This is a genomic window from Burkholderia sp. E168m15, assembly GCF_016586105.1.
Classification (GTDB): domain Bacteria; phylum Pseudomonadota; class Gammaproteobacteria; order Burkholderiales; family Burkholderiaceae; genus Burkholderia; species Burkholderia orbicola.
The window spans coordinates 50299-63728 of the sequence record NZ_BCPO01000029.1 but is presented as its reverse complement, the minus strand read 5'-3'; the positions used below and the strand labels follow the sequence as shown (position 1 = coordinate 63728).

General features: G+C 66.0%; 16 protein-coding genes. 7 read left to right on the top strand and 9 right to left on the bottom strand.

Annotated elements, in window-relative coordinates; genetic code table 11:
- Positions 1-17 precede the first annotated feature (17 nt).
- On the bottom strand, positions 18-1415 hold the full coding sequence (locus JMF86_RS05035) for a sigma-54 dependent transcriptional regulator (RefSeq protein WP_011544909.1): 1398 nt from the start codon (positions 1413-1415) through the stop codon (positions 18-20).
- A 531-nt stretch (positions 1416-1946) separates the two neighbouring features.
- Here JMF86_RS05035 and JMF86_RS05030 point away from each other — a divergent pair.
- Together JMF86_RS05030 and JMF86_RS05025 are read left to right on the top strand one after the other, a co-directional pair.
- Positions 1947-2240: a hypothetical protein gene (locus JMF86_RS05030; RefSeq protein ID WP_226292155.1), complete on the top strand. Its 294-nt coding sequence runs from the start codon at positions 1947-1949 to the stop codon at positions 2238-2240.
- Positions 2241-2536: 296 nt separating this feature from the next.
- The gene (locus JMF86_RS05025) at positions 2537-3037 is read left to right on the top strand and encodes a dihydrofolate reductase (protein WP_011694219.1); all 501 of its coding nucleotides are present in this window, start codon (positions 2537-2539) and stop codon (positions 3035-3037) included.
- 85 nt (positions 3038-3122) lie between these two features.
- On the opposite strand, the gene pmbA is transcribed toward JMF86_RS05025, so the two are convergent.
- A complete protein-coding gene (gene pmbA / locus JMF86_RS05020; RefSeq protein ID WP_006476538.1) occupies positions 3123-4493 on the bottom strand; it encodes a metalloprotease PmbA in 1371 nt (456 codons plus the stop codon).
- 127 nt (positions 4494-4620) lie between these two features.
- Between pmbA and yjgA the strand changes: the two genes are divergently transcribed.
- Complete coding sequence (gene yjgA / locus JMF86_RS05015) at positions 4621-5223, top strand: ribosome biogenesis factor YjgA (RefSeq protein ID WP_272929891.1); 603 nt, start codon at positions 4621-4623, stop codon at positions 5221-5223.
- Positions 5207-5815, top strand: a complete 609-nt coding sequence (gene mog / locus JMF86_RS05010; RefSeq protein WP_011544905.1) for a molybdopterin adenylyltransferase — start codon at positions 5207-5209, stop codon at positions 5813-5815. The genes yjgA and mog overlap by 17 nt, the downstream gene beginning before the upstream one ends.
- A gap of 34 nt (positions 5816-5849) precedes the next feature.
- Here mog and orn read toward each other — a convergent pair whose 3' ends face one another.
- Positions 5850-6470, bottom strand: a complete 621-nt coding sequence (gene orn, locus JMF86_RS05005) for an oligoribonuclease (protein ID WP_006476541.1) — start codon at positions 6468-6470, stop codon at positions 5850-5852.
- Between the two features lie 126 nt (positions 6471-6596).
- Between orn and JMF86_RS05000 the strand changes: the two genes are divergently transcribed.
- The 3 genes from JMF86_RS05000 to JMF86_RS04990 are packed head-to-tail and all read left to right on the top strand — an operon-like array spanning position 6597 to position 9172.
- Positions 6597-7856: a M48 family metallopeptidase gene (locus tag JMF86_RS05000; protein ID WP_011544904.1), complete on the top strand. Its 1260-nt coding sequence runs from the start codon at positions 6597-6599 to the stop codon at positions 7854-7856.
- Positions 7853-8794 (top strand): ribosome small subunit-dependent GTPase A, encoded by a 942-nt coding sequence (gene rsgA / locus JMF86_RS04995; protein ID WP_011544903.1) that lies wholly within the window; start codon positions 7853-7855, stop codon positions 8792-8794. Before JMF86_RS05000 ends, rsgA begins: the two co-directional genes overlap by 4 nt.
- Before the next feature lie 60 nt (positions 8795-8854).
- Positions 8855-9172, top strand: a complete 318-nt coding sequence (locus JMF86_RS04990; protein WP_011351362.1) for a putative signal transducing protein — start codon at positions 8855-8857, stop codon at positions 9170-9172.
- Positions 9173-9249: 77 nt separating this feature from the next.
- Here JMF86_RS04990 and JMF86_RS04985 read toward each other — a convergent pair whose 3' ends face one another.
- The 6 genes from JMF86_RS04985 to rpsP all read right to left on the bottom strand — a co-directional run bounded on the left by JMF86_RS04985 (position 9250) and on the right by rpsP (position 13379).
- Positions 9250-10188, bottom strand: coding sequence for a CobD/CbiB family protein (locus tag JMF86_RS04985; RefSeq protein ID WP_006476545.1), 939 nt, complete (start codon positions 10186-10188; stop codon positions 9250-9252).
- A 120-nt stretch (positions 10189-10308) separates the two neighbouring features.
- Complete coding sequence (locus JMF86_RS04980; RefSeq protein ID WP_011544902.1) at positions 10309-10995, bottom strand: CoA pyrophosphatase; 687 nt, start codon at positions 10993-10995, stop codon at positions 10309-10311.
- Positions 10996-11082: 87 nt separating this feature from the next.
- On the bottom strand, positions 11083-11475 hold the full coding sequence (rplS, locus tag JMF86_RS04975; RefSeq protein ID WP_006486838.1) for a 50S ribosomal protein L19: 393 nt from the start codon (positions 11473-11475) through the stop codon (positions 11083-11085).
- 133 nt (positions 11476-11608) lie between these two features.
- Positions 11609-12403 carry a tRNA (guanosine(37)-N1)-methyltransferase TrmD gene (trmD, locus tag JMF86_RS04970; protein ID WP_006476548.1) on the bottom strand — a complete coding sequence of 265 codons (795 nt, stop codon included), beginning with the start codon at positions 12401-12403 and terminating at the stop codon, positions 11609-11611.
- A gap of 1 nt (position 12404) precedes the next feature.
- Positions 12405-13082 carry a ribosome maturation factor RimM gene (gene rimM, locus JMF86_RS04965; protein ID WP_011694218.1) on the bottom strand — a complete coding sequence of 226 codons (678 nt, stop codon included), beginning with the start codon at positions 13080-13082 and terminating at the stop codon, positions 12405-12407.
- A 42-nt stretch (positions 13083-13124) separates the two neighbouring features.
- Positions 13125-13379: a 30S ribosomal protein S16 gene (gene rpsP / locus JMF86_RS04960; protein ID WP_006476550.1), complete on the bottom strand. Its 255-nt coding sequence runs from the start codon at positions 13377-13379 to the stop codon at positions 13125-13127.
- Positions 13380-13430: the final 51 nt, after the last annotated feature.

The window sequence follows — 13430 nt, the reverse complement described above, 5'->3', positions numbered from 1 at the left end:
GGCCGTACCCGCCAATTTTAGCAAGCGTGACGCGGAAGCTCCGGCAACGGCGCCGAAAACCCTCCCAGCGTGTCGCCGCGGTCGCGCATGCCGTGCGCGCACATCAGCCGGTAGAGCGTGACGCGCGACACGCCGAGCTCACGCGCGGCATCGGCAAAACGGCCGCGATGGCGCAGCAGCGCCTGCTCGATCGCCTGCCGCTCGGCCGCCTCGCGAGCCTCCAGCAGCGATACCGGCGCGAGCATTGCATAGTCGTTCAGTTCGAGATCGGCCGCGGTGATCATCCGGCCTTCCGACATCACGATCGCGCGGCGCACGCGGTTGATCAGCTCGCGCACGTTGCCCGGCCACGAATAGCCGTACAGCGACGCGACCGCGTCAGGCGAAAAACCGCGCAGGCGGCGATGCGCATCGCCCTTGAAGCGCTCGAGCATGTGACGCGCGAGCACCTCGATGTCCTTGCCGCGCGCGCGCAACGGCGGCTCCTCGATCTTCAGCACGCACAGCCGGTGAAACAGATCCTCGCGGAAGCGCCCTTCGCGCAGCGCCGCTTCCATGTCCACGTGCGTCGCGCAAATCACGCGTACGTCGACCGGCACCGACACGTGCGCGCCGAGCCGCTCGATCTTGCCTTCCTGCAGGAAGCGCAACAGGCTCGCCTGGCTTTCGAGCGGCAAATCGCCGATCTCGTCGAGAAACAGCGTGCCGCCGTTGGCGGCCTCGACGCGGCCGATCTTGCGCTGGTTCGCGCCGGTGAACGCGCCGCGTTCATAGCCGAACAGTTCGGCCTGCAGCAGCGTCGACGGTATCGCCCCGCAATTGATCGCGATGAACGGCGCCTGCGCGCGCGACGAACGCTCGTGAATCGCGACCGCCGTCAACTCCTTGCCCGTGCCCGACTCGCCGGAGATGAACACCGGCGCGTCGGTCGCCGCGACACGGCGGATCGTCCGGAACAGCCCGAGCATCGCATCGCAGGTGCCGACCATCTCGCCTTCGCTGCGCCCGGCGCCGACGGGCGGCGCAACGGGATCGGTCAGGGCGACCATGCCGTGCGCATGACCGACGGTCTCGACGATCCGCGCCGTTTCGTACGGCATCGTCACGTAGTCGAAGCAATAGTCGCGAATGAGATGGCGCAGCGTCGCGTCCTGCAACTGGCCGCGCCGCGTCGCCGCGATCCAGCCGATGTGCTGGATGCTCAGGCAGGATTCGAGTTCGCGCAGGTCCGACGGCTTGAAGCCCGGCGAGAAATCGAGCAGGCCGGCGGTTGCCACGCCGTGCTGCACGACGCGCCGCACATCGCGCACGGTCTCGGCGAGATCGACGCGCCAGCCGCATTCGTCGAAATGGCCGCGCAACGCGTCGTTCGGTTCGCGCGAATAGTAGATCACGTGCCGCTGATCGGCTCCCATATCCTCACCCCGTTCATCAACCGTCTAACGATTGCCGCACACGTAGGTCACGTGCAAAAGGATCGAATCGGGTCAGCCAGAGGTGGCTCGATTCGCCATGCCGATGCGCGGCAACGACAAGGCCTCGCATGATGGCGCTTATCTCGCGTCCAATAATTTTTGACAAGACAACTTGGTTATAGGCACCGAATACGACAAACCCGTTTCAGTACCGACGGCGATGCGGCCCAATCGCTCGAGAGGTCGACGCAGGTCAATCATCTGCACATAGCGCATGCGCAGAAGGACTCCGTCATCAACACACGCGCCGATTTTCATCCTTGAAGCGTGTCGATTGAATCAGCAGTATTCCCGAGCCCCATCGTTTCAGGCCTGAAACATTTTCAGGCGTTTTCGGCCACCATTCGCAACACTCGAGCGCGAATCGCAATGACGGCAATGGTCCCGGTACGGTGGCATGTATTTCGCTGAATACGGAAACGACCGGAGACAGTCGCCATGCGAAAACATCTTTTACTTTCTTTCGTGCCGATGACGCTCGCGCTCTCGGCCGCCGGCCCGCCTGCACCGGCATGCGCGGATGAAGGCATGCAGCCGGATCGCACCGTGCTGCTCGCCGGAAGCACGCCGCGCGTCGTGCAAGCCAACGGGTTCGGTATCGTGGCCGTGTCGGCGCCGCAACCGTTGCCGGCCGCCCAGGCCTCCGTGACGCTGTGGGACGAACTCCCGCCGCCGCCCCTGTTGCCGATGCCGCTACCGGCGCCGCAATCGGGCGACATCCGGCATGCTCTGGAAGGCAACGCGCGAGGCAATACGCATCCCTGAATATTCGCCGCCTCAATTCAATCAGGATGACATATTGAACTGACGATCCGGTCGAACGGGATGCCATCGAGCGGAACCGGTATCGCCGATTTCGCGGCATAAAACGTTTTTGTGCTCCGTCCCCCGGCGGGCACTCTTTTTATTCGGACGGTCGTCGCGACGCGAGGCATCACGCGTCGCGACGCACGGCGCATCGCACAAGAAGCGCCGACGCCCATGTGGATGCGGGAAATCCGGTGCGCGCCACCGTTCCGGTAAAATCGGCCCCATTCCGTTTCCCCTCTTCCCCGACCTTCATGACGACGTTGACCCTGATCGTCGCGCGTGCCCGCAACGGCATCATCGGCCGCGACAACCAGTTGCCCTGGAAACTTCCCGAGGATCTCGCGTTCTTCAAGCGCACGACGATGGGCGCGCCGATCGTGATGGGCCGCAAGACCCACGAGTCGATCGGCCGGCCGCTGCCGGGCCGCCGCAACATCGTCGTCACGCGCGACGCCACGCGCCGTTTCGAAGGCTGCGACACGGTCACGTCGCTCGCCGATGCGCTGGCGCTCGCCGCGCGCGACGGGGTGCCCGAGGCATTCCTGATCGGCGGTGCACAACTCTATGCGGAAGGTCTCATGCTCGCCGACAAGCTGATCGTCACCGAGATCGACGCCGACTTCGACGGCGACGCATCGTTCCCGGCGCCCGATGCCGCACACTGGCAGGAAGTCTCGCGCGACGCGCATCAGGCTGCCGCGCCCAACACGTTCGGCTATGCGTTCGTCGTCTACACGCGCAAGCGCGACTGACGACTTCTTCGCACGATGAAAAAAGCCCGACCGGCTCGCGCCGGTCGGGCTTTGTCGTTTCCTGGCGGCCTGCGCCGCGTGCGGCTTACTGCCCTGCGATCGTCATCTGCTCGATCAGCACCGAGCCGGTTTCCTTCGTGCCGCGCACGAGCGAATCCGCACCGATCGCGACGATATGGCGGAACATCTCCTGCAGCGTGCTGGCAACGGTGATTTCCTCGACCGGATACTGGATCACGCCGTTCTCCACCCAGAAGCCCGCCGCGCCGCGCGAATAGTCGCCCGTCACGTAGTTCACGCCCTGCCCCATCAGCTCGGTCAGCAGCAGACCCGTGCCGAGCTTCTTCAGCATCGCGTCGAAATCGTCGCCCGCCTGCGTGTTCGAGCTGCGCAGCGCGAGGTTGTGCGAGCCGCCCGCGTTGCCGGTGGTTTGCGTGCCGAGCTTGCGTGCCGAATAGGTCGACAGGAAATAGCCTTCGACGACGCCGTCCTTCACGACGCTGCGCGCCCGCGTGCGCACGCCTTCCTCGTCGAACGGCGCGCTGCCCATCGCGCGCGGCACGTGCGGATCCTCGACGACCTGGATGTGCGGCGCGAACACCGGCTTGCCGAGGCTGTCGACGAGGAACGACGTCTTGCGATACAGCGCACCGCCGCTCACCGCCTGCACGAATGCGCCGAGCAGGCCGGCCGCGAGCGGCGCCTCGAACAGCACGGGCACCTTGCGCGTGTCGAGACGGCGCGCGCCCATCCGCGCAAGCGCGCGTTCGGCCGCGTAACGGCCCACCGCTTCGGGCGCGGCGAGATCGATCGCGCTGCGCTTCGACGAATACCAGTCGTCGCGCTGCATGTGACGGCCGCTACCCGCGATCGGCGCGCATGCGATGTAGTGGCGCGAGTACGGATAGCCGGCGAGGAAGCCGCGCGACGTCGCCAGCACGAACTGCGAGTGCTGCGCCGACACGCTCGCGCCTTCCGAATTGCGGATCTGCGGGCTGACCGCGAACGCGGCATCTTCCGCGCGGCGGGCGAGCTCGACGGCCTCGTCGGCGCTCAGCGCCCACGGGTGGTACAGATCGAGGTCGCGCGGGTCGGTTTCGAGCAGCTCGGCCTCGGCGAGGCCGGCCGCTTCGTCCTCGGCCGTGAAGCGCGCGATGTTGTACGCGGCGGCGACGGTATCCTTGATCGCGGCCGGCGAGAAGTCCGACGTGCTCGCGTTGCCGCGCTTCTTGCCGATGAACACGGTGACGCCGACCATCTTGTCGCGGTTGTGCTCGATCGTTTCGACTTCGCCGCGGCGCACCGACACCGACAGGCCGTCGCCCTCGGAGATTTCGGTCGCGGCGTCGGTCGCGCCGAGCGCCTTCGCATGGCGAAGGATGTCCGACGCGATTTCCTTGAGCTGGTCCTGCGTGTGCGGGAAATAGCGCGCTTGTACGTCGAGATTGGCTGCCATCGTCTTGGTATCCGGTGGCGGGCGGGCGCCCGCATGGTCAAAATGTTGCGTATCCCGCGATCATAGCAAGGTCCGGGGCCGGACACAGACAAGCTTGGGGTGTCCGCGCCGCGATACAATGCCGCCCATGACACGCAAAACCCGAATCCAGCCGATCGAGCCTGTCGCCGAAGAAGACGACAACGGCTACGATCGCCCCAGCAAATCCCAGTTGAAGCGCGAAATGCACGAGCTGCAGGTGCTCGGTCAGGCGCTCGTCGACCTGCCGAAAGACGCACTGAAGCGCATGCCGATGCCCGAAAGTCTCGGGGACGCCGTGCGCGAGGCCCGCCGGATCACCGATCACGAAGGCAAGCGCCGCCAGCTTCAGTACGTCGGCCGCGTGATGCGCTCGCTGACCGACGACGAAACGGCCGCGCTGCGCACCGCGCTCGACGCGCAACGCGGCGTGAACAAGGCCGCCACCGCCCGCCTGCACTGGATCGAGCGCACGCGCGAGCAACTGCTCGCGAGCGACGACGCGCTGACCGAATTCCTGCGCCAGCACCCCGACGCCGACATCCAGGAAGGCCGCACGCTGATCCGCAACGCGCGCAAGGAAGCGCAGCAAGGCAAGCCGCCGCGCTATTTCCGCGAGCTGTTCCAGTGGATCAAGGCCGCAGGCGGCGCGTCCGACAGCGACGACGAAGCGGCCGACGACGCCGGAGACGACCATGACGACGAAGCGTAACCATCCGGACGAGCTCGTGGTCGGCCTCGTGTCGATCAGCGACCGCGCGAGTACGGGGGTCTACGAAGACAAGGGCATTCCGGCGCTGCAGGAATGGCTCGCCGGCACGCTGGTTTCGCCGTGGCGCGCCGAAACGCGCCTGATCCAGGACGACGCGCCGACGATCTCGGCCACGCTGACCGAACTCGTCGACGTCGCCGGCTGCGACCTCGTGCTGACGACGGGCGGCACCGGCCCCGCGCGCCGCGACGTGACGCCCGAGGCCACGCTGGCCGTGGCGACGAAGGAAATGCCGGGATTCGGCGAACAGATGCGGCAGATCAGCCTGAATTTCGTGCCGACCGCGATCCTGTCACGGCAGGTCGCGGTGATCCGCGAAACGGCCGACCATGCGGCGCTGATCATCAACCTGCCCGGCCAGCCGAAGTCGATCCGGGAAACGCTCGAAGGGCTGCGCGATGCCGACGGCAAGTCGACCGTGCCCGGCATCTTCGCCGCGGTGCCGTACTGCATCGACCTGATCGGCGGCCCGTATATCGAGACCGACGCCGCGGTGGTCGCGGCGTTCCGGCCGAAAAGCGCGCGGCGCTGAGCGTTGGCCGAGCGCGGCGCGCGTGCCGGCCCGCTCAGGCGGCCGGCGCGGACTCGCCTGCCGACACCGACGCGGCCGGAATCAGGAAATGCTCGCGGTAGTACTTCAGCTCGTCGATCGACTCGTGGATGTCCGCGAGCGCCGTGTGCATCGCCCGCTTCTGGAAACCCTTGTAGATGGCCGGCTGCCAGCGGCGGCACAGCTCCTTGAGCGTGCTGACGTCGAGGTTACGGTAGTGGAAGAATCGCTCGAATTCCGGCATCCAGCGCGCCATGAAGCGGCGGTCCTGGCAAATCGAGTTGCCGCACATCGGCGACTTGCCGGGCGACACGTACTGCGCGAGGAACGCCTGCAACTGCGCGGCGGCTTCCGCCTCGGTCACGGTCGATGCGCGCACGCGGTCGATCAGGCCCGAGCGGCCGTGCGTCGACTTGTTCCAGTCGTCCATCTTCGCGAGCGTCTCGTCGCTCTGGTGGATCGCGAACACCGGGCCCTCGACGGCGATGTCGAGCGTGGAATTGGTCACGACGACCGCGATCTCGATGATGCGGTCGTTATCCGGGTCGAGGCCCGTCATCTCCATGTCGAGCCAGACGAGGTTCAACTCGTTGCGCACGAGCGCGGGCTGGCTGGCGGAAGCGGCGGTATCGGTCATGATTCATCCTGGCAAATGGCGGACCGGGCCTCGCCGATGCAGCGCCGCCCGGGCGGCCGGCATCGCATCAGCGGGGCCGGTCCGCAAGAACATATAATTCTCGCATAGAACCCTTTGGCGCCTTCGATGTCACCCTTTTCGTTCACCCTGCTGTTCGCGATCGCCGTACTCGCGATGGTCGTCACCAAGCTGTGGCTCGCGTCGCGGCAGATCCGCTTCGTCGCCGCGCACCGCAACGGCGTGCCCGCGCAATTCAGCGCCACCATCCCGCTGACCGCCCACCAGCGCGCGGCCGACTACACGGTCGAGCGCACCCGGCTGACGATGCTCGAGATCGTCGTCAGCGCGGCCGTGCTGGTCGGCCTCACGCTGCTCGGCGGCGTCGGCGCGCTCGACACACTGCTGACCGGCTGGCTTGGCCGCGGCTACGGGCAGCAGGTCGCGCTGGTCGCCGCGGTGCTCGTGATCACGGGCGTGATCGACGTGCCGTTCGAGTATTACCGCCAGTTCGGCATCGAGCAGCGTTTCGGCTTCAACCGGATGACGAAGCGGCTGTTCTTCACCGACATGCTGAAGAATTCGCTGCTCGGCGCCGTGCTCGGCCTGCCGCTGCTGTTCGTCGTGCTGTGGCTGATGAACCAGGCCGGCAGCCTGTGGTGGCTGTGGACCTGGATCGTGTGGGTCGCGTTCCAGATGCTCGTGCTGCTGATCTACCCGACCTTCATCGCGCCGCTTTTCAACAAGTTCGAGCCGCTGAAGGACGACGCGCTGCGCGCGCGCATCGAGTCGCTGATGAAGCGCTGCGGTTTCGCGGCGAAGGGGCTGTTCGTAATGGACGGCAGCCGCCGCTCCGCGCACGGCAACGCGTATTTCACGGGCTTCGGCGCCTCGAAGCGGATCGTGTTCTTCGACACGCTGCTCGCGCGCCTGTCCGGCCAGGAAATCGAAGCCGTACTCGCGCACGAACTCGGCCACTTCAAGCGCCGCCACGTGATGAAGCGGATGCTCGTGTCGTTCGTGCTGAGCCTCGTGCTGCTCGCGCTGCTCGGCTGGCTCGCGCAACGCACGTGGTTCTACACGGGGCTCGGCGTCACGCCGTCGCTCGACACCAGCAACGCGGGCGCGGCGCTCATCCTGTTCTTCCTCGCGATTCCGGTATTCCTGTTCTTCGCGACGCCGTTCAGCAGCCTCACGTCGCGCAAGCACGAATTCGAGGCCGACGCGTTCGCGGCCAGCCAGACCGACGCGCAGGATCTCGTCAGCGCGCTCGTGAAACTCTACGAGGACAACGCGTCGACGCTGACGCCCGACCCCGTCTACACGGCTTTCTACTACTCGCATCCGCCCGCCTCGCAGCGGATCGACCGCCTGCTGCAGCACGCATGAGCCGGCCGACTTCCCGCAAGCCGGCCCCGCGCGCATCGGGCGCGCAACGGGCCGAAGGCCGCGTGATCGCGGCGCACGGCCGCCACTACATCGTCGCCCCCGACGACGGCGGCCCGATGCTGCAATGCTTCCCGCGCGGCAAGAAGAGCGACATCGCGGTCGGCGACCGCGTCGCATACGAACTCGCGTCGGCCGACCAGGGCGTGATCGTGGAGATCGGCGAACGGCGCAACCTGCTGTACCGCTCCGACCAGTTCAAGTCGAAGCTGTTCGCGGCGAACCTCGACCAGTTGCTGATCGTGCTCGCGACCGAGCCCTATTTCAGCGAGGATCTGCTCGGCCGTGCGCTGATCGCCGCCGAAGCGAACGAGCTGAAGCCGCTCGTCGTGCTGAACAAGATCGACGTCGAGGCCGCGCTGCCGGTCGCGCGAGAGCGTCTTGCGCCGTACCGCGCGCTCGGCTACGACGTGCTCGAGCTGTCGGTGAAAGGTGCGCCGGACGATGCACGCGCGCAGTTGATGCCGCACCTGGCCGGCCATTCGACGATCCTGCTCGGCCAGTCCGGGATGGGCAAATCGACGCTCGTGAACCTGCTCGTGCCCGACGCCGAAGCCGCAACCCGCGAGATTTCGGCCGCGCTCAACAGCGGCCGTCACACGACGACGTTCACGCGCCTGTACCCGCTGGAAGGCGGCGGTGCACTGATCGATTCGCCGGGCTTCCAGGAATTCGGCCTCTACCACTTGACGGAAGGCCGCCTCGAACGCGCGTTTCCGGAATTCCGGCCGCTGCTCGCGGACTGCCGTTTCTATAATTGTCATCATCTGCACGAGCCCGGCTGCGCGATCCTCGAAGCCGTCGCCGACGGCCGCATCGCGCCGTCGCGGCACGCGCTGTACGCGCAGCTCGTGCACGAGGCGAGCCAGATCGTCCGCTGACCGCGCGACGTGTGCGACGGCCGGCGCCACGCGGGCCGGCCTTCATCGACAGGAGCCGCGATGCGTTTCAAGGCACCCGACCTCGCGACCGCGCAGCATTGGGCCAACGTGCTCCAGGTAGCCGGCATCGGTTGCGAGCTGCACAACTGCTACGCGACCGGCGCGCTCGGCGGCCTGCCCGCCGATGCATGCACGCCCGAACTGTGGCTCGACGACGAACGTGACGACGCGCTTGCCCGCCGGCTGCTCGATGCCGCGTCGCACGGCCCGTCGGCGGGCGCGGCGCCCTGGCGCTGCCGGCAATGCGGCGAAGCGCTCGAAGCGCAATTCACCGCGTGCTGGCAATGCGGCGCCGTGCGCGACCCGCTCGATGACTGAACGCACTATCCTGGCGCACAGCGAAAAGGCCGGCATCGAGCCGGCCTTTTCATTTCGTCGCGCGCTGCGCTAGCGCGTCACGATACCCAGACGGCCAGCGTCAGCATCAACAGCAGGATCATCCACAGAATCACCGCTCGCCATACGAGACCAACCGCCGACTGCAGCGTGCGCGGCGTGCAATCGTCACCAACCGTCAACGGACCGCTGTCACCGACCGCCAGCGCATCGAGGCTCGACGGTTCCGCGAGCGGCCCCGCGAGACGCGCGCCGAGCGCCCCGCTGCCGGCGGCCAGCAGTACGCCGTCGTTCGGGTCGGGCCACTGGCGTGTATGGTTGCGCCACGCGTAGATCGCATCCTCGAAATTGCCGACGATCGCGAAACCGAGCGCCGTCAGTCGGGACGGAATCCAGTCGATCACGAAGAACGCGCGCTGCGCGAACGTCGAGAACGCGGCCGTGCGGTCCTCGCCCGGCGTCGACCAGCTGCGCGCGAGGTATTCGGAAATCCGGTACAGCACGGCGCCGGCCGGGCCGAGCGGCAGCACGTACCAGAAGAACACGCCGAAGACGTGGCGATGCGACGCGACGACCGCATGGATCAGCGTATGGCGGACGATTTCACCGACCGGCATGTCGACCGTGTCGATACCCGTCCACTCGTGCAGGATTTCGCGCGCGCGCGGTACGTCGTCGTTGTTGAGCGCGAGATGGATATCGGTGAAGTAGTGGCTGAACTGACGGAAGCCGAGCGTGAAATACACGACGGCGACGTTCCACAGGAACGCGAGCACGAAGCTCACCTTGTACAGCAGGAAATAGATCAGCGCGACGATCAGCACCCACGGCAGCACGACCGCGAGCCATGCGAGAAGCCCGTGTTTCTGCTTGCCGGCGTCGAGGCCATGCGCGACGGTTTCCGCATGAAACTGGAACAGCGCGAACACCGGATTGCTCGGCGACAACGCGCGGACCTGTTCGATGATGAGAGCGAGGAGAACCGAAAAGAAAGTCATGCGTGGCGCCGTCTTCGGAGTTATGTCATTTTTTGCATAACGATAGCACAGCGTCAGCCGCGCATGGCTGCCGGTGCGGTGGCCCGACGGCAGCTCGCACGCGCCAGCCGGCACGCCCGCCTAGCCGGCGGCCAAGAAGCGATACAGATTGCGAAACATGGCGGCAGTTGCGCCCCAGATGAAGTAATGCCCGTCCGGCTCGCCGTTCGGATAGGGCATGGCAAAAAAACGACGCTCGCCGCCTTCCCACCGGAACACGCGGACCTGATGGTTCGCGGGATTCATCACGAACGCGAGCGGCACTTCGAAAATCTCGGCGACTTCGAAGGTGTCGGCCTGTACGGTGAACGGCGGATGCACGAGGCCGACGACCGGCGTCACGCAGAAACCCGTGCCGGTCAGGTAGTCGGGCAGCACACCGAGAATCTCGACGCGTTCGGCGTCCAGTCCGATCTCTTCCTTCGCCTCGCGCAGTGCGGTGGCTGTCGCATCGCGGTCGAACGGCTCGCGACGGCCGCCGGGAAAACTGATTTGCCCGGCGTGGTCGTTCAGGTGATCGGCGCGCTGCGTCAGCAGCACGGTGAGGCCCGACTCGCGGACGACGAGCGGCACGAGAACGGCCGCGCTACGCGGATCGACGCCCTCCTGCAGCCTCGCCTCGCCGGGCTCGACGCTCCATTCGAGCGTACGCGCGAAACGTTCGCGCAGGCCGGACGGCGTCAGCAACCGGGAATCGATGACAGGCAGGCCGGCACCGGTGCCTTCGACCGGCAAGACTTCGGGATCGATGATGGGGCGGCGATTCAATGGGGCTCTCGGGTTCGTGTCGTATCGAGCATATTGTCGCGCCAGAATGAAAAAAGCACCCGGCTGGGTGCTTTTTCCTTACAGCTCTTACTCTTGGGAAGCTGCTGCGGCGCGATCCTTCGACACCAGCTTTTCCTTGATACGAGCCGACTTGCCCGAACGCTCGCGCAGGTAGTACAGCTTCGCACGACGCACATCACCGCGACGCTTCACGACGATGCTTGCCAGCAGCGGCGAGTACGTCTGGAACGTACGCTCGACGCCTTCGCCCGACGAGATCTTGCGGACGATGAAGTTCGAGTTCAGACCACGATTGCGAATCGCGATCACGACGCCTTCGTAAGCCTGAACGCGCTTGCGGTTACCTTCAACCACGTTCACGTTCACGATCACCGTGTCGCCCGGGGCGAAATCGGGGATGGTCTTGCCGGCGAGCGCGCGCTCGATTTCTTCCTGCTCAAGTTTTGCGATCAGATTCATTACTGACTCCTTATGCCATCGTGTCGGCGTTGACACCCGCCTGCTTGCAGGCCTGGCCCCGATAGAGGATGGATTCACATCAGGCGCCGCACACGCATGTACGGCACCGCCAATTCCCGCTCGCGCAGCCGCCTCAGGAGGCGTCCTTCGCTTCGCGTGCGAGGTTCGCGAGCCAGGCCTCGTCGGCCCGGCTCAACAACTTTTCGCGGCGCGCCCGGACGATCAGGTCCGGCCGCTTCCGCAACGTATTCCTCAATGCTTCCTGGCGCCGCCACTTCTCGATCTCGGCATGATGCCCGCCGAGCAGCACGTCCGGCACGCGTACACCGTCGTATTCCTCGGGGCGCGTGTAGTGCGGACAATCGAGCAGGCCATCGGCGAAGCTGTCCTGCACGGCCGACAACGAATCGTTCAGCACGCCGGGCAGCAACCGCACGACTGCATCCATCATTGCCATCGCCGGCAGCTCGCCGCCCGACAGCACGAAATCGCCGAGGCTGATTTCCTCGTCGACGCAACGGTCGAGCAGGCGCTGGTCGATCGCTTCGTAGCGACCGCACAGCACGACGACGCCGGGTTCCTGCGCCATCCGCACCGCGCGATCGTGCGTGAGCGGCGCGCCTTGCGGCGACATCATCACGACGCGCGTGCTCGCGATGCCCTGCTCCGCCTGCGCCGCTTTCGCGGCGTCGATTGCAGCTTCGAGCGGCCTGGCCAGCATCACCATGCCCGGACCACCGCCGTACGGACGATCGTCGACCGTGCGGTAGTTGTCCGTCGTGAAATCACGCGGGTTCCAGGTGCGCAACCCGAAGCGCCCCTGCTTGACGGCCCGGCTGGTGATTCCCCAGTCGGTCAGTGCACGGAACATCTCGGGAAAGAGCGTGACGACGTCGAACTGCACCGCGCTCTCGGTAACCTGGTTCATTTCAGTAATCGGCTTCCCAGTCGACGACGATGCGACGCGCCGCCTGATCCACCGTTTTGACGTAGACACCGACGAACGGAATCAACCGCTCGTCGGTGGTCGGCTGACCGTCTTTGCCGGTTGCCGGATACTCGACACGCATGATCGAATGCACGCCGTTGTCGATCATCCCGCTCACCTTCCCGAGCGCCACCGATTGCTCGTTGACGACCTCGAGACCGATCAGGTCGACCCAATAGAATTCGTCCGCGGCGAGTGCCGGGAAATCTTCCCGGCGCACGAACACGCGAAAACCGCGCATGGACAGCGCAGCATCGCGGTCGCTGACGCCCGCAGGTTGCGCAACGACAGTGTCGCTGTGCGTCTTCGACTGCATGATGCGGACGGAAAGCCGCTCCGCACCGCGCTCCAGCCACCAGCGACGCGCGTTGAGCAGCGCGTCGCCGCCGCGACCGGCATCGGCATGCGTCGCCACCTTGACCCAGCCCTTCAGGCCGTAGGCGTCGACCACCGCTCCGACCTCGACGGCATCGTCGGGCCAGGCCTGCGTCGCTTCGGGACTACCTTGTTCGGCAGCCTGACCGGCGTTCGCGACCGAGTCGCGCTCGACCGGCTTGCGGACGAATGCGCCGAATGACGCACGCCCGCGCCTTGCATTACCGGAATCGTGACCCGCCATCAATGCACCTCACAGCCGGCACGACCGGCACACCGTGCCATGTTAGGCAGCCGGTTGCGCCTTTTGCGCTTCCTTCACGAGACGCTGGACGGTCGGCGACAGTTGCGCGCCAACGCCTTGCCAGTACGTCAGGCGATCCTGAGCGATACGCAGCGATTCGCCCTTCGTGGCGACCGGGTTGTAGAAGCCGACGCGCTCGATGAAGCGGCCGTCACGACGGTTGCGCGAATCGGTAGCAACGATGTTGTAGAACGGGCGCTTCTTCGAGCCGCCACGAGCCAGACGGATGATAACCATATGATGTCCTTCGGGAAAACCGGGTTCGAAACTACTGAAACACGCGATTAT